Annotated in this window: 18 protein-coding genes; 8 read left to right on the top strand and 10 right to left on the bottom strand. The window is 44.3% G+C overall.

The window, feature by feature from the left end; translation table 11 throughout:
- Positions 1-451 precede the first annotated feature (451 nt).
- Positions 452-1,726 (top strand): group II intron reverse transcriptase/maturase, encoded by a 1,275-nt coding sequence (ltrA, locus tag MusilaSJ_RS15270; RefSeq protein ID WP_274985539.1) that lies wholly within the window; start codon positions 452-454, stop codon positions 1,724-1,726.
- Between the two features lie 292 nt (positions 1,727-2,018).
- On the opposite strand, the gene MusilaSJ_RS15265 is transcribed toward ltrA, so the two are convergent.
- Positions 2,019-2,648: a response regulator gene (locus MusilaSJ_RS15265; RefSeq protein WP_274985809.1), complete on the bottom strand. Its 630-nt coding sequence runs from the start codon at positions 2,646-2,648 to the stop codon at positions 2,019-2,021.
- 455 nt (positions 2,649-3,103) lie between these two features.
- Here MusilaSJ_RS15265 and MusilaSJ_RS15260 point away from each other — a divergent pair, with 455 nt between their 5' ends.
- On the top strand, positions 3,104-3,988 hold the full coding sequence (locus MusilaSJ_RS15260; protein WP_274985808.1) for a DMT family transporter: 885 nt from the start codon (positions 3,104-3,106) through the stop codon (positions 3,986-3,988).
- 113 nt (positions 3,989-4,101) lie between these two features.
- Here the strand turns inward: MusilaSJ_RS15260 and MusilaSJ_RS15255 are convergent, their stop codons facing one another.
- Positions 4,102-4,542 (bottom strand): nuclear transport factor 2 family protein, encoded by a 441-nt coding sequence (locus tag MusilaSJ_RS15255; protein ID WP_274985807.1) that lies wholly within the window; start codon positions 4,540-4,542, stop codon positions 4,102-4,104.
- Positions 4,543-4,667: 125 nt separating this feature from the next.
- On the opposite strand from MusilaSJ_RS15255, the gene epsC reads away from it, so the two are divergent.
- From epsC to MusilaSJ_RS15240, 3 genes are read left to right on the top strand one after another with little or no spacing between them, the layout of a single operon-like run.
- The gene (epsC, locus tag MusilaSJ_RS15250) at positions 4,668-5,498 is read left to right on the top strand and encodes a serine O-acetyltransferase EpsC (protein ID WP_274985806.1); all 831 of its coding nucleotides are present in this window, start codon (positions 4,668-4,670) and stop codon (positions 5,496-5,498) included.
- 24 nt (positions 5,499-5,522) lie between these two features.
- Positions 5,523-6,395, top strand: a complete 873-nt coding sequence (cysM, locus tag MusilaSJ_RS15245) for a cysteine synthase CysM (RefSeq protein WP_274985805.1) — start codon at positions 5,523-5,525, stop codon at positions 6,393-6,395.
- Positions 6,396-6,401: 6 nt separating this feature from the next.
- On the top strand, positions 6,402-6,599 hold the full coding sequence (locus tag MusilaSJ_RS15240) for a DUF5808 domain-containing protein (protein WP_274985804.1): 198 nt from the start codon (positions 6,402-6,404) through the stop codon (positions 6,597-6,599).
- Between the two features lie 466 nt (positions 6,600-7,065).
- On the opposite strand, the gene MusilaSJ_RS15235 is transcribed toward MusilaSJ_RS15240, so the two are convergent.
- From MusilaSJ_RS15235 to thrA, 5 genes are all read right to left on the bottom strand, one after another.
- Complete coding sequence (locus tag MusilaSJ_RS15235) at positions 7,066-7,671, bottom strand: HAD family hydrolase (protein WP_274985803.1); 606 nt, start codon at positions 7,669-7,671, stop codon at positions 7,066-7,068.
- Complete coding sequence (locus MusilaSJ_RS15230) at positions 7,668-8,024, bottom strand: hypothetical protein (protein ID WP_274985802.1); 357 nt, start codon at positions 8,022-8,024, stop codon at positions 7,668-7,670. The genes MusilaSJ_RS15235 and MusilaSJ_RS15230 overlap by 4 nt, the downstream gene beginning before the upstream one ends.
- A 211-nt stretch (positions 8,025-8,235) precedes the next feature.
- Positions 8,236-9,546: a threonine synthase gene (thrC, locus tag MusilaSJ_RS15225; protein ID WP_274985801.1), complete on the bottom strand. Its 1,311-nt coding sequence runs from the start codon at positions 9,544-9,546 to the stop codon at positions 8,236-8,238.
- An 89-nt stretch (positions 9,547-9,635) separates the two neighbouring features.
- On the bottom strand, positions 9,636-10,628 hold the full coding sequence (locus MusilaSJ_RS15220; RefSeq protein WP_274985800.1) for a homoserine kinase: 993 nt from the start codon (positions 10,626-10,628) through the stop codon (positions 9,636-9,638).
- A gap of 192 nt (positions 10,629-10,820) precedes the next feature.
- On the bottom strand, positions 10,821-13,271 hold the full coding sequence (gene thrA / locus MusilaSJ_RS15215; protein ID WP_274985799.1) for a bifunctional aspartate kinase/homoserine dehydrogenase I: 2,451 nt from the start codon (positions 13,269-13,271) through the stop codon (positions 10,821-10,823).
- A 479-nt stretch (positions 13,272-13,750) separates the two neighbouring features.
- On the opposite strand from thrA, the gene rsgA reads away from it, so the two are divergent.
- Positions 13,751-14,671 (top strand): ribosome small subunit-dependent GTPase A, encoded by a 921-nt coding sequence (gene rsgA / locus MusilaSJ_RS15210; RefSeq protein WP_274990458.1) that lies wholly within the window; start codon positions 13,751-13,753, stop codon positions 14,669-14,671.
- A gap of 392 nt (positions 14,672-15,063) precedes the next feature.
- On the opposite strand, the gene MusilaSJ_RS15205 is transcribed toward rsgA, so the two are convergent.
- On the bottom strand, positions 15,064-16,302 hold the full coding sequence (locus MusilaSJ_RS15205; RefSeq protein ID WP_274985798.1) for a cystathionine gamma-synthase family protein: 1,239 nt from the start codon (positions 16,300-16,302) through the stop codon (positions 15,064-15,066).
- A 230-nt stretch (positions 16,303-16,532) separates the two neighbouring features.
- Here MusilaSJ_RS15205 and dtd point away from each other — a divergent pair, with 230 nt between their 5' ends.
- The gene (gene dtd, locus MusilaSJ_RS15200; protein WP_274985797.1) at positions 16,533-16,991 is read left to right on the top strand and encodes a D-aminoacyl-tRNA deacylase; all 459 of its coding nucleotides are present in this window, start codon (positions 16,533-16,535) and stop codon (positions 16,989-16,991) included.
- Between the two features lie 134 nt (positions 16,992-17,125).
- The gene (locus MusilaSJ_RS15195) at positions 17,126-17,497 is read left to right on the top strand and encodes a GxxExxY protein (protein ID WP_274985796.1); all 372 of its coding nucleotides are present in this window, start codon (positions 17,126-17,128) and stop codon (positions 17,495-17,497) included.
- Between the two features lie 102 nt (positions 17,498-17,599).
- On the opposite strand, the gene MusilaSJ_RS15190 is transcribed toward MusilaSJ_RS15195, so the two are convergent.
- Positions 17,600-17,869: a hypothetical protein gene (locus MusilaSJ_RS15190; RefSeq protein WP_274985795.1), complete on the bottom strand. Its 270-nt coding sequence runs from the start codon at positions 17,867-17,869 to the stop codon at positions 17,600-17,602.
- A gap of 6 nt (positions 17,870-17,875) precedes the next feature.
- Positions 17,876-18,451: a sigma-70 family RNA polymerase sigma factor gene (locus MusilaSJ_RS15185; protein ID WP_274985794.1), complete on the bottom strand. Its 576-nt coding sequence runs from the start codon at positions 18,449-18,451 to the stop codon at positions 17,876-17,878.
- Positions 18,452-18,593: the final 142 nt, after the last annotated feature.

The raw sequence follows: 18,593 nt of genomic DNA, 5'->3' as shown, positions 1-18,593 counted from the left end.
AAGCCAGCGGCAAAAGTTCGAGCCTACGAACAGAAACTGCATATCAGGCGGGATAGTATGGGTGATGCTGCAAAAGAAGCAAAAGCCCGACACTGTACAGGATACTATAACGTAAATGCAGAGGCTACATGAACGGAAAGCGGACACACTTACCCTGGGAGGTCTGCGTAACGACGAGTTCGTAAAGCGCAGAAGTCAGCAAACGTCATATTAGTTCCGAAACGAGCTCCGCAAAGCGGAGAGGTCTCACAAAAGGATGAAGGACTGCATGTTAGAATTGGCCAAGACGCTGATGGCTCTGTGTCGTCACCGCTAACAACGGAACCCCATAAGCGAACTGCCTGCAGGAGGATAGGCCGGAAGCCGAAAGTAAAGTGCAGGAGGAGTTGAGGTGCGACATGCGAACAAGGCGGCTGTAAGCCGGAAACAAATGTTTTTTTTTAAAAGAAGTATGCTCGAAGAAATACTTGATTACAGGAACATCAGCAAAGCGCTGAAACAGGTAATGAGCAATAAAGGCGCTGGTGGGGTTGACGGTATGCAGACCGATGAACTTCGCGACTACCTGAACGAGCACTGGCGTCCGCTCAAAACAAGTATTTTAGAGGGCAGTTATCAACCAAGCCCGGTACGGAAAGTAGAAATCCCCAAGCCCACAGGCGGTCGCCGGATGTTAGGCATACCAACCGTAATCGACAGGCTCCTTCAACAAGCCATCAGTCAATGGCTAAGTCCGCAATACGAACCGGAGTTTTCCAAAACAAGTTACGGTTTCAGGCCAGGCAAGAACGCCCGTCAGGCGGTCATGCAGGCCCAGGAGTACCTCAATGAAGGTAAAACAAGGATAGTAGAGTTGGACTTGGAAAAGTTCTTCGACCGTGTCAACCACGACAAACTCATGGGATCGCTATCAAGAAAGGTAAAAGATAAACGCATCCTTGCGTTGATCGGCAGCTATCTGCGCAGCGGTATTATGGAAGGCGGGGTTTCAAGCGTCCGATTGGAAGGCACCCCACAGGGTTCACCGCTTAGCCCTCTACTTTCCAACATTATGTTAGATGAACTGGACAGAGAACTTATACGGCGCGGGCACAGCTTTGTGAGGTACGCCGACGATTGCAGCATCTACCTTAAGAACTGGAAATCAGCTCATAGGGTAGAAGGCAGTATTATCCGGTACGTAGAAAAGGAGCTTAAGCTAAAAGTGAACAGGACAAAGACGAAAGTCAGCGCCCCGGCGAAAAGCACGCTTTTAGGCTTCTCTTTCTATCGCAGCAAAGGAAAATGGGAGATACGGCTATCGAATCTGACGGTAAAACGGATTCAAGGTAAGATTCGCCGGCATACGGAGCGGAAGCACCCGAACCCAATAGCCGAAAAGATAAGAGAATTGGAGACGGTCATCATGGGCTGGATAAATTATTTTTGGATAGCCACGGCAAAATCGCAGATGCGAATGTTGGATGAACTGGTACGAACCCGTTTACGGATATGCCAATGGAAACAATGGAAGCTACCAAAAGCAAGGGTGAAGCGGCTAATAAAGCTGGGCGTTAAGAAAAGGAAAGCTTATGAGTGGGGAAATAGCAGTAAGGGATACTGTCGGGTAGCCCACAGCCCCATACTGCAAACCACGCTTAACAATCTGTACTTTAATAACTTAGGATACACAGGGTTCGAGAACAGATACTTTTGGAAAACTAAACACCAGTTATCTATATTCTGACAAACCGCCGTATACCAGACCGGTACGTACGGTGGTGTGAGCGGACGGTAAGGGAGAATTTCACTCCCTTACTTCCTACTCGATTGTTAAAGTGGGATTGATCTTTTAGGCAGAATTGTGCAAAGGTGAATAACAAGTGCTATGCGAAGCCGGGAGGCAACGAATTATGTGATAAGGTTTAGGCTTTAAAAGGCACTAACAGGGAAGTTAATATTAACAAGGCCTTTTAGTTTCTTTATGAGGCTAAATTATCATTAACCATTAAGGCCTGCAATACTGAAAAAGTGGTATATCAGATTGCGCGGAATTTATTAATAGCCTCTACTTTGTTTTGAACCTGCAGTTTGATGTAGGTATTGCGGATGTGTTTTTTAACGGTTCCGGTGGAGATATCAAGGCGATCGGCGATTTCTTTGTACTGGAGTCCGCGCGCCAGGAGGTTAAGTACTTCAACCTCGCGTTCGGTGAGGTTTTCGGTGGCAGGGGCGGGCGGTTTATCAGCGTCGGTATTGAATGAAGCAATGACCCTTCGCGAGATATAGGCACTCATGGGCGAACCGCCGGCCGCGATTTCGGTGATGGCATTTCTGATCTCATCGGCCGAAGATTCTTTGAGCATATAGCCGGTAGCGCCGCTCTTTAAGGATTCAAAAATATTGGTATTGTCGTCGTTGATGGTGCACATCAAAAATTCGGCATCGGGGACAAAAGGCTTGGCCCGCCGTATAAACTCAATGCCCGACATGCCCTCAAGGTTTATATCAACGATAAAGATATCCGGATTAAGCTGGTCAATTTTTTTTAATACGGCTTCGGCATTGGTATAAGAACCAATTAAAGTTACGCCGCTCATATCATGAATAATCTGTTCCAGCCCGCGCCGGTAATGTAAATTATCCTCTAATAAAACTATCTGGAGCATGCTTTGCGGTAAATATAAAATGCTAATTTCCTAAATTATCCCGGCTTTCTTTATACCTATTATGGGGTATACGCTAAAGGAATAGTTTAAGGCCGATGGCTGTGCCTTTACCGTGGGCGGTATCAATTTTGAGTTCGGCGTTCATTCTTTTTGCGCGGGCGTAAATATCAAATCTTAGTTAAAACAAAACTTTTTCTATCTTTGGTTCATCAACGAATGATAGCAACAAACATTAAATATGGCACGGGGGAGAACCTCACATCCTTTATTCCGACATTTCTTATCTCGGAGCCTTTTTTTAATGATCCACCAATCTTTCTTTTTTGCTAATCAAAACCAGTTGTTATGCAACTGTATTTGAGCTTTTTCCAACACTATTTTCCCAACAATTTAATTCAATGCGGACAATTGCATGAGTCATTGTGTTTGTCCGATCTATCTTATTTTAGCAAAAAATGAAAAAAACACTTATTCTATTACATATAGCCGTCATTCTGGCGGGTTTTACAGGCGTATTTGGGAAGCTGGTCTCATTAAATGAATATTTTCTCACCTGTTACCGTACACTATTTTCTTTTTTATTCCTGGTTGTTATTGTGTGGCTCAAAAAGCCGCAATTTAAGTACTCATGGAGTAACATAACGGAAATGGGTAGGGCTGGATTACTAATTGCCTTTCACTGGGTGTTTTTTTATGCCAGCATCAAATATTCCAACGTTTCGGTAGGCGTAGTTTGCTATTGCCTCACCAGTTTTTTCACTGCATTTCTGTCTCCGCTTATCAACAAAAAACCTTTCAATATAACCGAGTTACTATTAAGTATGCTTACGCTGGCGGGTATTGGCCTGATCTTTCATTTTGATACCTCATTCAGAACGGGGATCATACTCGGTGTAATATCATCTTTCCTGGCATCCCTTTATACCATATTGAACGAGCGTCTGGTTAAAAAGTATGATTCAACCGTTATGAACTTGTATCAGATGCTGGCCGGATCTGTCGCGCTGATACTGGCCTCACCGCTATATCTTTACTTCTTTCCTTCAAAAACGATAATGCCAGGCACATTGGATGTAATTTATTTGCTGCTTTTATCGCTTTTTTGCACGGTTGGGCTGTATGTTATGGTGGCCGAGGTTTTGAGGAAAATGTCTGCCTTTACGGTTAACCTAACCTTTAACCTGGAGCCTGTTTACAGTATTTTACTGGCAATGATTTTATTCAATGAATCCCGGCAACTTAATTTATCCTTTTACGCAGGCTTGTTGATCATCATAATATCCGTGATTTTACAGGCTGGGTTAAGCCGGCGGAATAGGATGGCAGAAGGTTCGTTATAGTTAAGCTTTGTTGTAGAATCCAAACTTACGAAGTTTAAAAAACTTCGTAAGTCTTCAATTGCTTTAGCCTTTTCGGCTTAGTAGCGAACCTGACGTTATTGTTTATTGTTGCCTCAGCTCTGCTCAGATACCTTCGCTGCCGCCAGTGCCGGCAAATCCATATTGCCATCCTGTTTAATGAGGTTAAGTTTATGTTTGGTGATGATCCATTTGCCATCGGTTTCAATGAGCTCGGTATCATAAGTGCCTTCAACAATCCAAAGCTCATCACCAATAAAATGCTCGGCTTTGCCGTAATAGTGTACAAGCGCTACCGATCCGTTTTGCATGACATAAAAATCGGCCAGTTGATGATGGGTTTTTTCGAAGCCGGGCAAAAAGCCGCGCCATGCCGTTACGATATTATTGGATGATACAAGGCTTGCCGGGTTTCCGGTCATGGAGCTATAATCAAGCTCAACATTTTCGGCAAGTGCATTTTTAACTTTGGTCCAGTCGCGTTCATCAGCTCCGCTGAACAAGGCCGTTACGGCTTCAATTATTTGATCTTTCATAGGTTCGGCATTGATGTTTACAGTCAAATATCAATTATCTGGCTCATTTTACATATTAACAACAATCTTTTATATAAACTTGTACTGTTATTGGTTGTTTTCCCAAAACAACCCTACCATAAAACATGAGTCAGGATTTTTATCAACATATATTTGCTAAACAGCAAAAGCTGGAGGCCGTGCCTTCAAACAAGGAAATTACAGCATGGGCACTAAAAGTGATCCATTTGCTGTATCCCGAACAAACCGGGCAACAATATGCCTCGATTGAGGAACTGAAGGATGAGTTTTTTAGGCTTGAAGACGAACTGTGCGAAATTATGCACGCCACTAAAGCCTGCAGCAATTGCGATACTTCAAAGCTGGCCAAAAAATTTTTCGAAAGCCTTCCCGAGTTGTTCCGCGTCCTGAATACCGACATCCAGGCCATTTTTAATGGCGACCCTGCCGCTCGCAGCGAATTTGAAGTGATCCGTACCTATCCGGGCTTTTATGCTATTTCGCTTTACAGGGTGGCGCACAGCCTTTATATCGATGATATTCCTCTGTTGCCAAGGATCCTTACAGAATATGCGCATTCTAAAACAGGGATAGATATTCATCCTGCTGCCAAAATAGACGAGTATTTCTATATAGATCATGGCACCGGTATTGTTATTGGCGAAAGCTGTAAAATAGGTAAGCATGTAAAGCTGTACCAGGGCGTTACTTTAGGTGCTTTAAGTGTGGATAAAAGTATGGCCAATACCAAGCGACACCCGACGGTGGAGGATAATGTGGTGATTTACTCGGGGGCTACCATTTTAGGCGGCGAAACCATCATCGGGCACAACAGTGTGGTAGGAGGAAACGTTTGGCTCACCAAGAGTTTGCCGCCAAATTCAAGGGTATACCACACACCTAACCACAGGGTACTGAAAAGATTGAGCATTAAATTGTTCGGACACAAGAAATAGAACATTTACCATAAAAAATATATAATGGCTTCATTGATAGACCTGATAGGCAACACGCCTATGGTAGAAATTAAAAAGCTGAACCCAAATCCAAAAGTGCGGATCTTCGCCAAGCTGGAAGGCAATAATCCGGGCGGCAGCGTAAAAGACCGTGCGTCGCTCAACATGATCAGGAGTGCTATCGAGCGCGGCGATATTAAACCCGGCACTAAGCTCATTGAAGCAACCAGCGGCAATACCGGTATTGCATTGGCTATGATTGCAAGGTTGTTTGATCTGGAAATAGAGCTGGTGATGCCATCCAACTCCACCCGCGAACGTACGCTTACCATGGAAGCCTTTGGTGCTAAAGTTACGTTGCTTGAAGGGATAGAGCTTTGCCGCGATTATGCTGAAGAAAAAGCCGCTACCGGTGAGTATTTTCTGTTGAACCAGTTTGCTAACCCGGATAACTATATGGCCCATGTAAAAACTACCGGCCCGGAAATTTGGCGGGATACCGAAGGCAAGATCACCCATTTTGTAAGCGCGATGGGTACCACGGGCACCATCATGGGCTGTTCAAGATATTTTAAGGAGCAAAACCCTGATATTCAGATTGTGGGCTGCCAGCCGGTTGAAGGGTCTTCCATCCCGGGTATCCGCAGGTGGCCCGAGGAATACCTGCCCAAGATTTTTGATGCCAAACGGGTTGACAGGGTAATGGATATTTCGCAGGAAGAAGCTACTCAAATGGCCCGACAAATGGCTAAGGTTGAAGGCGTATTTGCAGGCATGAGCAGCGGCGGTGCACTATCTGCGGCAATACGATTAGCTGAAGAGCTTGAAGAAGGCGTTATTGTATTTATTTGCTGTGACCGGGGCGACAGGTATTTGAGTAGCGAGTTATTTGGATAAATACCGATGGAACCTCCAGAGAATAGTAATAATTATAAATACGGCGTATTTTATTACAACAAAGATGATAGTCGGATCATTGTGCCCAAAAGAATTAAGTACACGGGCTGGACTTTGAATTTTGCCCGCCCGTTAAGTTATTTGATTATAGGCGGGATACTGGCTATAGTAATTGTAGCATGGATAGTTACCCCGCAGAAATAAATACGTATTGTTCATAAACGTGCGTTCATCACAGATGTACGCAGGAAGGGATAAATGGCATTTTTACCATCCCGAGTAACCATCAGGAAAGCCCTGAAAAAAAACGTAATGACATGTAAAATATATTTTAGCGGTGTTGCGCGTGGGCCGCGTTAGGGATTGCAGTGTAAAGCCCGGAGCGCGTAGAGAGGTTGCGGGCAGGAAAGGCGAGGACTTGCAACGGAAAGCCCGGGCCGCAGGCAACGCCCATGTTATAAAATTCATCAAAAAAGATACACCTAATAATCAATAACTTACGATCACGTCATTATAAGGAACGAAGCAATCGCGAACTGTACAGGGCGAAACTGCATAGCCCCCTGCTTATTGGGGATTGCTTCGTTCCTCGCAATGACGGTTGGATAGTACCTATACCCGAAGGCTGTGCCCTCGCAGGCGACCACCCAATCGCTTGCATCCCTATAATTTACAAAACTTCCAGCCCCTTCAATTCTACCTCCAAAGCTTCGGCCGATGTAAAGTGGATGCATTTGATGCCCATCTTTTCTGCCGCTAAAATATTACGGTAATTATCGTCAATAAATAAAGCCTCATCAGCATTTACATGGTAACGATCAAGCAGCGTTTGATAAAAGGCAAGGGTGGGTTTACGCATTTTTTCGGCGCCGGATACCACAATGCCATCAAACCAGCCTAAAAAATCGAAACGCTCCCGGGCCATCGGAAAAGTTTCGGCCGACCAGTTGGTCAATGCGTAGATTTTGTATTTACCGCTTTCTTTTAATTGTTTGAAGATCTCTACCGTATCGTGAAAAGGCTCGCCAAGCATTTCTATCCAGCGGGAATAAAAAGCACGGATATTAGCCTCATGTTCCGGAAATTGGGCAACAAGCAGATCTGTGCCTTCCTGTAAGGACCGGCCGGCATCCTGCTCCTCATTCCAGTCGGAAGTACAGATATCAGCCAAAAAGTCTATCATTTCCTGTTCATCAGTAAACAGGGTACGATACATATAATGCGGGTTCCAGTCAATTAAAACGGCTCCCAGATCGAATATTATGGTGTTGATCATTTTTTATTTGCGTGGGTTTCATGAACCTCGGCCTTGGTAACTACCGAATCTTTCAAAAAAACAACAAGCGTTTGGGTATAAATCAATTTGCCTTTGCTGTATTCTCGGTCAAGGTCGTATACCATGCTGTCTTTAGTGCTTAATTGAGGGCGGTGGAGTAAGTGGATCACCTGTTGATATTTAAGATTATTAAGCTGCTTACTTTCAATCAGGTCATTAACCATACCCGGGCGATAAGCGAACGTAAGGCCATCTCCATCATCCCATTTATCACGGTCGAACTTTTGTTTACGGCTGCAGGCGGTTAGGCAAACTGCCAGGAGGCAGGGAAATATCAAGGTTTTGCTAAGCATTGTATGTTTCGGTATTGAAGCCGGCCATATTTCAACTGCCCGTTATTGCGTAGCTTTCTCACGACCAAAAAAGGGTGTCATGCTGAGCCTGTAGAAGCATGGCGGGTAGGCCTCTCCGCTCGAGTCTTCGACAAGCTCAGACTGACAGGCCTACTCAGTTTTCTGCAATAACGGGTAGTTGTTGGTTTTCCAGCAGCTAAAAATACTGAAATTAATTAACCCCTAAAAGATAGCCTTTAAAATCAGCAAAATCTTTACTGATGGCTACTGCCAGTTTGGTTTTTGATTCCAGTTCTTTTACCTGCTCGGGTACTTCAATTTTAGCAGCAACCTCATCGCTGAAAACATCCGGGAATTTGCAAGGGTGCGCGGTTGACAGGAATACACCGGCTGTATCAATAGCAGCATGGTCCTGTTTATAATCAGTAAGGGCCTGCCATGCGATAGCGGTGTGTGGGCAAACCACATAATTATAGTTATCAAATACCCAGTTGATAGCTTTTACAGTTTCCTCGTCGTCGTACTTAAAGCCAACAACCAGTTCTTTAAGCGCCTCGGTATCGTTTTTAAACAGGTCGGCGATACGTACCCAATTGCTTGGGTTACCTACATCCATGGCGTTTGAAAGCGTAGCTACTGATGGTTTGGGTTGATAAACGCCGGTTTTTAAAAACTCAGGCACGGTATCATTAACATTGGTAGCCGCAATAAATTTTTCGACAGGTAAGCCCATTTTCCAGGCTAACAGGCCAGCGCCTATATTGCCGAAGTTGCCGCTCGGTACCGAGAATACTACTTTTTTAATGCCCTGCCTTAGCAGTTGTGCATAGGCGTTGAAATAATAAAACGTTTGCGGTACCAAACGTGCAATATTGATAGAGTTAGCAGATGTAAGACGGAATTTTGCATTCAATTCCTCATCAACAAAAGCTTGTTTCACCAATGCCTGGCAGTCATCAAAAGTGCCGTCAACCTCAAGGGCGCGGATGTTTTGGCCGTTTGTGGTAAGCTGCTGCTCCTGCACGCCGCTTACCTTGCCTTTAGGGTAAAGAATAGTAACACGGGTGTTAGGTACGCCTAAAAAGCCAAGGGCTACGGCACCCCCGGTATCGCCGCTTGTGGCAACCAGTACGTCCAGTTGTTTTTCGCCGGGTTCAAGGAAATAGCTCATTACGCGGCTCATAAAACGAGCGCCAAAATCTTTAAATGCAAGCGATGGTCCGTGGAAAAGCTCGAGGACATATACATTGTCTTCCAGCTTTACAATAGGAGCAGGGAAGTTAATGGCATCATCGATCAAGGCTTTCAAATCGGCCTCCGGAATAGAGTCGCCAAGCAGATTTTGTGCTACTTTAAAAGCGATTTCGGGCAGTGTATATTTATCAAGGTTGTTGATAAAATCAGCATCCAAACGCGGGATGCTGTAAGGCATGTATAAGCCTTTATCCTGCGGCATACTGTTAAAAACCGCGTCTTTGAACGATACTTTAGATAGGGTATTATTGGTACTGTAGAGTTTCATTTTTTGATTTCGGAATTCGGATGTTCGATTTCGGATTTTTTAAGTTTATTGGAGCTCATCTAATCGATGTCATTGCGAAGGATTTAAGGCTACCCCAAAACCTTCGGTCCGGCGTCATTTATAGTTGACACGTAGCTATTGGATCCGATTTTTAAACCGGTTAAGTGCTGTTGCAGCTTTTGGGTGATGGCTCGTGCGGTGGCTTCGTCTTTGGTAAAGGCAAATACTGAAGGACCTGAGCCTGATATACCAAAGCTTACCGCGCCAAGTCCCATGGCCATTTCACGCATTTTATAAAAATCAGGGATTAGCATAGAGCGTACCGGCTCAACGAGCACATCTTTCATACTGCGGCCAATCAAGTCGATATCCTGCATAAATAAACCGCTTACTAAGCCGGCAATATTGCCCCATTGGGTTACAGCATCCTTCATCTGGATGTTTTTACGAATGATTTGCCTTGCTTCACGCGTGGGTACATCCACATCAGGGAATACGATGGCGCACCACAGGTTTTTAGGATGCGGCAGCCTTACCACATCAAGCGGTTCATAACTACGGATCAGCACAAAACCACCAAACAGGGCAGGAGCAACGTTGTCCGCATGGCCATGACCGCAGGCCATTTCCTCGCCCTTCATAGCAAAAGGAAGCAGTTCTATAGGGTCGGAATCATCGCCTAATAAGGTTTTGATAGCAAACAAACCGGCAACTGTACTGGCCGAGCTTGAACCCAATCCGCTGCCGATAGGCATTTTTTTGTGCAGTTCGATATCTAAACCAATGTCGGTACGGCCAACACTTTGTAAATAATGCTGAACGCTGACACTCACGGTATTCTTCGCCGGATCGAGCGGCAGGCGACCATCATCTCCGGTAATTTTGCTGAGGGTAATGCCCGGTTTGCCGGTCACTCGCATGATCACCTCATCGCCAGGTTCATCAACCGCAAAGCCCAGCACATCAAAACCGCAAACAACGTTAGCCACAGTTGCCGGGGCGAAAACCTTAATTCCCCCCCCGCCCCCTAAAGGGGGGGCTGACGGAGTTGGCTTCTTTAAATCATTTATTGTATTTTCCATTATTTAAAATATCAAACTATTATTTGTCGCTTTCTGGTTTAATGCCGAAGCAAAAAAAGCGAGGGTCAGTGCGATTCCCCTCTTGAGAGGGGTGTAGGGGTGTGTTATTCTGCATGCCACTTATCGCTCCTATAACACACCCCTGCTAACGCGCTTTCCTGCCGCGCCCCCTCTCAAGAGGGGATTTTTAAACTAATTAGCGCCCACATTTATTAAATCAGCAAATACGCCGGCGGCGGTTACTTCGGCACCTGCACCGGGGCCTTTTACAACCAGCGGGCGCTCGCGGTACCTGTCGGTAGTGAAGGATATGATGTTATCACTGCCCGAAAGCATGTAGAAAGGATGGTTTTCATCAACCATTTGCAGGGTGATAGTTACTTTACCGTCCTCTAACTTGCCAATGTAACGCAATACTTTGCCGTCTTTTTCGGCTGCATCTTTTAGTTTGGCAAAATGAGCGTCTTCGGTTTTTAAGGTTTTGTAAAAATCCTCAACGGTTTTAGCTTCAAGGCTTGCTTTTGGCAGTACGCTTTCTATTTCAACGTCGGCCTCTTCCATAGCATACCCGGCATCGCGGGCAAGGATGAGCATTTTACGCATAAAGTCCTTACCGCTCAGGTCGTCACGCGGGTCTGGTTCGGTATAGCCTTTGTCTTGCGCTTCTTTCACCACATCGTGGAAATTAGCATCGCCCTTAAAGTTATTAAAGATGAACGATATAGTGCCCGAAAGTATTGCTTCGATACGCTGCACCCTGTCGCCGCTGTTCATCAGATTTTTAAGAGTATTGATGATAGGCAAGCCAGCGCCAACGTTGGTTTCGTAAAAGAAATCGACACCATGCGCACGGGCGGTATCTTTAAACATACGGTATTGCTGATAGCTGCCCGAGTTACCTATTTTATTACAGGTGATCACCGAGATATTGGCTTTAAAAACCTCCTCGTAAAAACCGATGGGAATAGGACTTGCAGTATTATCAATAAATACACAGTTAGGCAGGTTCATTTCCTTCATACGGTTGATAAAGCCCTGCAGATCTGCCTCGTAAGGCGACGATTGAATAACATCCTGCCAGGTGTCTAAAGAGATACCATCGCTGTTGAATGTCATTTTGCGGGTATTGCTGATCCCCGCTATTTTAACCTGGATACCATTGTTGTCTTTCAGGTATTCGCTATGGGCATTAAGCTGATTAAAAAGCGTTTTACCAATGTTGCCGGTACCTAAACAAAATGCATGCAGGGTTTTGGTGAGCTGTACAAAGAAGGCGTCATGTACTGCGTTCAATGCTTTTGACAAATCATTGGCCGAGATGATCACTGAGATATTATATTCTGACGAACCCTGAGCAATGGCCCTTACGTTTACACCGTTACGGCCAAGTGCATGGAACAACTTGCCCGACATGCCCGGGGTTTGTTTCATGTTTTCGCCAACAATGGCCAGGATGGCCAGATTCTTTTCAATAACCAGGTGCTCCAATTTTTTGGCGGCAAGCTCCAGTTCAAACTCCTGCTCGATAACTTGTTTAGCCCTTTCGGTATCCTGTGGCTGTACCGCGAAGGTGATACTATGCTCAGATGATGACTGGGTGATCAGGATCACGTTGATCTGCTCGCGGGCAAGCAAGGAGAACAAGCGGCCGCTAAAGCCTGATTTGCCTACCATACCGCTGCCCTCTAAATTGAGGATACTGATATTGTTGATAGATGAGATTCCTTTGATTGGCAGGGTAGAAGCCTTGCAGTCATGACGGATCACGGTACCTTCAAACTCCGGCTCAAAAGTATTTTTGATAACAATAGGGATCTTTTTAAGGAAAGCCGGGATCATGGTTGGCGGATAGATCACCTTGGCGCCGAAGTAGGAAAGCTCCATAGCCTCGGTATAAGTAAGCTCGGTTAAGGAGAACGCTTTTTTCACCATCCGCGGGTCGGCGGTCATCATACCGTTAACATCTGTCCAGATTTGAATTTCCTGCGCGTTTAATGCCGCGCCGAAGATAGCCGCGGTATAATCAGAACCTCCGCGGCCTAAAGTTGTAGTCTGCCCGGCGTCGTTTGAGGCGATGAAACCAGTAACGATCAGTGTTTTGCCTTTGTTTTCGGCATACAGGCCTTGTACCAGTCTTTCGGTAAGTTCGGTATTTACCTTAGCGTTACCGAAGGCGCTGTCGGTTTTGATCACATCTGCAGCATCAACAAAAAGCACATCGCCAAAATGCTGGGCTGCAACCTTGCTCACCATCAGCGTTGAGCAACGTTCGCCGAAGGCCAGTACCTGATCACGCGTTTTCGGGGTAAGTTCGCGAAGGGTAAGCACGCCCTGTAAAAGTTCTTCCAGCTGGTTGAAGTGAATTTTTAAACGGGTAAGCGCCGGGTTTTGGTTTTGCACATCCAAAAGGGCTTTAACCGTATCAAAGTGACGTTTCTCCAATTCGGCTAAGCCTGCGGTAAACTCTTTGCCGTTTGCCGCATCTTCGGCCATGGCCGAAAGCAGGTTGGTTACACCGCCCATGGCAGATAATACCACCACCGGCTTTTCTTCATTTTTTACTTCATCCTTCAGGATGCTTAACAGGGTTTGGATGCTGCTTACAGATCCAACGGAAGTACCTCCGAATTTTAAAACTTTCATTTATGGGTTAGTAATCGTTCTGTAACAAAAAAACCTTCCTCTTTGCGGAGGAAGGTTTTTCTTTTGGCTTTCATTTTATGTTTTACACCATACGATTATCTTCCTCCGAGGTTTATACCGGTGGTAATAATAATTGTAGAAATGGTGTTGTAAATTGTCATATATAATGTCTGTAAAGTAAGTAGATTATTTTCTGATTTGCAAGGAATATTTAACAAATTATGATTTTCGTAATAATTGTCAAGTAGTTAAGCGGTGTTTTGAGAGTTTTGTAAACGGAATATCGTGTTTCGACTATTATCTGAATCAGAATTTTCAAAATTTGAGAATTAGCAGAATGTTTTTTGTCTGAACGGGAATTTGGGTGAATTAAAGAATTGACAGAATGCTAAGCGTTTCCCTTAATCCTACTAAATAAATCCGAAATCGAACATCCGAAATCCGAAATCAAAAATTTGCTACTTTTGGAGTTCGATAACATGCAGGGATTAATTACAAAATCAACCGGAAGCTGGTACCAGGTACAAACCCCCGATGGGCAAAAGATAGATTGCCGCATCAAGGGAAAGTTTCGTATTAAAGGTATTACCACAACCAACCCTATTGCCGTTGGCGATGTGGTTGATTTTGAAATGGAGCCCGACAGGGAAGATGGCGTGATCACCAACCTGCAACAACGCAAAAACTATATTATCCGCAAGGCCATTAATCTGAGCAAGCAGGCCCAGATCATTGCCGCCAATCTTGACCAGGCCATTTTGGTAGTAACACTGGCTTCTCCGCGTACCTCCCTCGGTTTTATCGACCGCTTTTTGGTGACTGCCGAAGCTTACGATATCCCGGCGCGGTTGGTATTCAATAAACTCGACCTTTTTAGCGATGAAGGATTGGAGGTTTTAGCTGATTATAAAGCTATTTACGAAGATATCGGCTACCCATGTTTCGAAGTTTCAGCCATTGAGGGTACAAATATCAGCCAGGTGCAGGATCTGTTGAAAGATAAGGTTACCTTGTTTTCCGGCCACTCGGGCGTGGGTAAATCAAGCCTGATCAACGCGTTGCTGCCCGAACTGGACCTGCGTACACATATGGTATCCGATTGGAGCGACAAAGGCATGCACACCACCACCTTTGCCGAAATGTTTGAACTGCCGCAGGGCGGTTTTATTATAGATACCCCCGGCATCCGCGAATTGGGCGTTATCGACATAGAGAAACAGGAGCTCAGCCATTTCTTCCCCGAAATGCGTGAACGGATGAACCGATGCCGTTTTAACAATTGCCGCCACATCAATGAACCCGGCTGCGCTGTGCTTGAAGCTTTGGAAGAGGGCGAGATAACGCTGTCCCGCTATGAAAGCTACCTGAGTATTTATAATGGTAATGATACAAGAGCCTGATTTGAGAATCAAGACTTTTAGAGTCAGGAGGCAGGAAGAAAGAGTCAGGACTGTTAGAATCAAGAATCAGGAAAAAACTCAACTCTTATCATACGATAGAGCAAAGGTGGGTGGTGTGTCGGGGCGAAAGAGAAATCTTATTCGCCATGTAAACCGCTCTGTATAGTTTGCTCAGCGTGATGCATACGATTTCTCCCGAGGGTCGAAATGACAAATTTTTATTGATACTCTTACTTCTCCGCCGCTTCCTTCACCAGCACATCAACAATAGTCTGTTTATTCGGCAAGTATTTATTGGCCCCTATGGCTAATCAAAGTTATTTAAAATGTAAATAAGAAAGGTGTTGGCGGGGGCAATAAAAAGGCCTTGTGGATAACACAAGGCCTAATATTTATTCGCCTAAAGCGGTTTTGAAATCGTCGAGTAAATCGTCGAGGTCTTCAATACCAACCGACAGGCGGATCATACTTTCGGGGATGCCCATTTCAGCACGGCGTTCGGCTCCAAGCTCGAAGAAAATGGTTTGCGCTACAGGGATGGCCAGGGTACGCGTATCACCAAGGTTGCTTGATTTTACAACCAGTTTCAGTTTGTTTAAAAATGCCAGGCAGTCGATACTTTCATCAAGCTCGATGCTCATTAAACCGCCATAACGCGAAAAAAGCTCGCCGGCAAGGGCGTGCTGAGGGTGCGATTCAACGCCCGGGTAAAATACCTTTTTAACTTTCGGGTGGTTGTCGAAGTATTTAGCCAGTGCCAAAGCGTTGCTGCAGGCACGGTCAAGGCGCAGGGCCAGGGTTTCGGCGCCGACAGATATTGTGTGCGCGGCCTCGGGTGATAAAGTACCGCCGGCGTCACGTAATCCTTTCTTACGGATCTGGGTCATACCCAGGTTCTCTGGTTTTACAGCTGCTTTAAATCCCGGGAAAATGTTTGGATAGTTTGCCCAATCAAACAAGCCGGTATTCGTAACCGCGCCACCGAGCGCGTTGCCATGACCGCCAATGTATTTGGTAAGCGAGTTGATCACCAAACTGGCTTTAACATTAACCGGGTTAAACAGGTATGGCGAGGTCATGGTGTTATCAACCACGTACATAATGCCTTTTTCTTCGCACAGATCGCCAATATTTTTAAGGTCGGCAATTTGAGTAGCCGGGTTGGCAATGGTTTCAACAAACACCATGCGGGTATTTGTTTTTACTGCTGCGTGTACATTATCAACCGAGGTAGCATCAACAAAATCAATGCTGATGCCCATATCAATAAATGTTTGGAAAATACTGCGGCTGTTCCCAAACAAGAACGAGCTGGCCACAATATGGTCGGTGCCTTTTATAAGGGCCATTACCGTTGCCGAAATAGCTGCCATACCAGTTGAAAAAGCGATACTTGATACCCCATGTTCCATTTGGGTTACCTTTTGCTCCAGGGCGGTAATAGTAGGGTTGCCCTGGCGCGAATAAGCATAACCGCTTTTTTTATTCTGGAAAATATCAACCAGGTCCTGTACATCCTCGTGCCCGTAGGTTACAGAAGTGTGGATGGGTTTATGTAATGAACCATGCTCGGGTTTGCCAAGCCGGTCGGCATGTAATATGGTGGTAGTGAAGCCTTTTTTTGTACTCATTTTAAATCCTATTAATTAGATATACATAATAGCGGTTGCGAACTTAATTAATTACGCACTAATTACACGAATAGAATTAGCACTAATTGCACTAATGATAACGAATTGACACGAATGCTTTTTATGATGACTTGAATTTGATCGAATTGCACGAATTACTTTATATAAGGTAGATGATTAGTGAAATTCGCCTAAATTGTGACCAACATAAATTAATTCGTGTAAAAAATATGAGAGTTGTACTACAACGCGTTACCCAGGCAAGCTGCACAGTAGACGGAAAGATAACGGGTGAAATAGCCGCCGGATTTTTGGTGTTATTAGGAATTGAAGATGCCGATACCGCCGAAGACCTGCAATGGCTGGCCAATAAAATTACGGGCATGCGTGTTTTTGGCGACGAGAACGGCCTCATGAACAGAGCCCTTGGCGATATTAATGGAGATATACTGTTGATTTCCCAGTTTACCCTCTTTGCCCAAACTAAAAAGGGAAACCGCCCGTCGTTTTTGAGGGCAGCTAAGCCGGATAAGGCTGTCCCGATGTATGAACAAATGGTTCAAACGCTTGAAACATTAACTGGCAAAAAGATAGCAACGGGCATTTTTGGTGCCGATATGAAGATCAGCTTATTGAACGATGGCCCGGTAACTATTATAATGGATACGAAGGATAGGGATAATCATTAAGGATGGGTTCAGAGTTGTTGATAACATAGAAAAGAAATTTCTACACGAATTTATTCGAATTAACTAATTACACGAATTGTTAAATCAAAATCAATACATTCGATTAAACGAAGTATAATAAACCTTATCAACGTATGGCTATCTTATTTAAAGAGGAATCATTTAAAATAATTGGCGCTTGTTATGAAGTTCATAAAGTTTTGGGACACGGATTCATTGAAGCTGTTTATAAGGATGCCCTTGAAATAGAATTTACCAGGCTTGATATTCCATTTACGCGTGAAAAACCTTATACAATAATCTATAAAGAACAGGAGTTAAAGCACTACTTTTTTGCCGATTTTGTAGTTTATGATAACATCATACTCGAAGTAAAAACCAGCGGTAATATTATTGATCCGCATCTTAAACAAACACTAAACTACCTGAAAGCTTCCGGTCTTAAACTTGGCATCGTTCTAAACTTTGGTAAACCATCTTTCGAATCGCAAAGAGTAATTATTTAAGCGATACAACCTGAATTAGTGTAATTCGAATAATTGTGTATAATGTGCAAATAATTCGTGTAGAAATTTTTAATTCGCTCTTCTCATTCGTGAAAAATCTTATTACCTCAATCCCTCCTCAATCCTTGCCTGCAAATCGGCTTTAAAAGTATCATCAAGCTTCAGCTCGTTTTTTAGCGAATTATGAAATAGCTGCTGCACCATATCATTAATAACGCGGCTTTGTTTATTGTATAATACGCACACGCCGCAACCAGCCAGGTGAATGCGAAGTTCCATTTCCTCTCGGAAGCTAAGCCGTTTAAGCTGCTTTTTTTCGATGAGAAAAGTAGCTTTTTTACAGTTATATATAATTTTTTTTAAATAGCTCATTTCGGTTTAATTCCAGTTTTTTTGAAGGCAAGCTCTCAGGTTAACTTTTGCCCGGTGAATGATAACCCAGAAGTTGGCCTGGCTAACATGCAGTTCGGTGCAAATATTTTCGGTAGCCGCGTCGTCTATGTGTTTCATGGTAAATACCGCATTCCACAGGGCAGGTAATTTTTGCAGGCATTTTTGCAGGATGCCGTTCAACTCTTTTTTTAACAATGGGTCCTGATCATCCATTGCCGCGATGCGCTGAGGAGCATATTCAGCTTTCCAGTGCCCATTGTCTTCCTCAAAAAAATCATCCTGCTCCTGAGCTGCTTTATTAGCCGAAGCTATAGCCAAACCAGACGATTTTTTGCGGTATACATCAATAATCTTATTTTTAAGTATAGCGGTAAGCCACGTTCGTTCGGTGCTTTTGCCCTCAAACCGGTCCACTTTTTCAAGGGCTGCCAAAAAAGTTTCCTGTACCAGGTCTTTGGCCGTATCCTCATCATTGATGCGTACAATGGCGTATATGTACAGGTAATCGGCATAGGCGGTAACCCATTTATGGGGGTTTAATACATTAGTTTCGGTTAACATGAAATGCGGTAATGCTAATACAATTACAGGTTTAGTCGGGCGCGGGGCTTAATCCTTACAAAATAAGTTCAAATTTATTTTATTTTAATCCAAGGCCTTCCTGCTGATTACTAAGTTACGCTACATGTCTTGATTTGAGCTT

Origin of the sequence: Mucilaginibacter sp. SJ (assembly GCF_028993635.1) — a bacterium.
Lineage (GTDB): Bacteria > Bacteroidota > Bacteroidia > Sphingobacteriales > Sphingobacteriaceae > Mucilaginibacter.
Note: the sequence above shows the minus strand (reverse complement) of the source record. Positions and strands in the feature narration are given on the sequence as shown.

What these genes read in the sequence shown, in the direction of transcription:
- ltrA (WP_274985539.1), top strand. Translation starts at nt 452, where the DNA reads ATGCTCGAAGAAATACTTGATTACAGGAACATCAGCAAAGCGCTGAAA.
- MusilaSJ_RS15265 (WP_274985809.1), bottom strand. Translation starts at nt 2,648, where the DNA reads ATGCTCCAGATAGTTTTATTAGAGGATAATTTACATTACCGGCGCGGG.
- MusilaSJ_RS15260 (WP_274985808.1), top strand. Translation starts at nt 3,104, where the DNA reads ATGAAAAAAACACTTATTCTATTACATATAGCCGTCATTCTGGCGGGT.
- MusilaSJ_RS15255 (WP_274985807.1), bottom strand. Translation starts at nt 4,542, where the DNA reads ATGAAAGATCAAATAATTGAAGCCGTAACGGCCTTGTTCAGCGGAGCT.
- epsC (WP_274985806.1), top strand. Translation starts at nt 4,668, where the DNA reads ATGAGTCAGGATTTTTATCAACATATATTTGCTAAACAGCAAAAGCTG.
- cysM (WP_274985805.1), top strand. Translation starts at nt 5,523, where the DNA reads ATGGCTTCATTGATAGACCTGATAGGCAACACGCCTATGGTAGAAATT.
- MusilaSJ_RS15240 (WP_274985804.1), top strand. Translation starts at nt 6,402, where the DNA reads ATGGAACCTCCAGAGAATAGTAATAATTATAAATACGGCGTATTTTAT.
- MusilaSJ_RS15235 (WP_274985803.1), bottom strand. Translation starts at nt 7,671, where the DNA reads ATGATCAACACCATAATATTCGATCTGGGAGCCGTTTTAATTGACTGG.
- MusilaSJ_RS15230 (WP_274985802.1), bottom strand. Translation starts at nt 8,024, where the DNA reads ATGCTTAGCAAAACCTTGATATTTCCCTGCCTCCTGGCAGTTTGCCTA.
- thrC (WP_274985801.1), bottom strand. Translation starts at nt 9,546, where the DNA reads ATGAAACTCTACAGTACCAATAATACCCTATCTAAAGTATCGTTCAAA.
- MusilaSJ_RS15220 (WP_274985800.1), bottom strand. Translation starts at nt 10,628, where the DNA reads ATGGAAAATACAATAAATGATTTAAAGAAGCCAACTCCGTCAGCCCCC.
- thrA (WP_274985799.1), bottom strand. Translation starts at nt 13,271, where the DNA reads ATGAAAGTTTTAAAATTCGGAGGTACTTCCGTTGGATCTGTAAGCAGC.
- rsgA (WP_274990458.1), top strand. Translation starts at nt 13,751, where the DNA reads ATGCAGGGATTAATTACAAAATCAACCGGAAGCTGGTACCAGGTACAA.
- MusilaSJ_RS15205 (WP_274985798.1), bottom strand. Translation starts at nt 16,302, where the DNA reads ATGAGTACAAAAAAAGGCTTCACTACCACCATATTACATGCCGACCGG.
- dtd (WP_274985797.1), top strand. Translation starts at nt 16,533, where the DNA reads ATGAGAGTTGTACTACAACGCGTTACCCAGGCAAGCTGCACAGTAGAC.
- MusilaSJ_RS15195 (WP_274985796.1), top strand. Translation starts at nt 17,126, where the DNA reads ATGGCTATCTTATTTAAAGAGGAATCATTTAAAATAATTGGCGCTTGT.
- MusilaSJ_RS15190 (WP_274985795.1), bottom strand. Translation starts at nt 17,869, where the DNA reads ATGAGCTATTTAAAAAAAATTATATATAACTGTAAAAAAGCTACTTTT.
- MusilaSJ_RS15185 (WP_274985794.1), bottom strand. Translation starts at nt 18,451, where the DNA reads ATGTTAACCGAAACTAATGTATTAAACCCCCATAAATGGGTTACCGCC.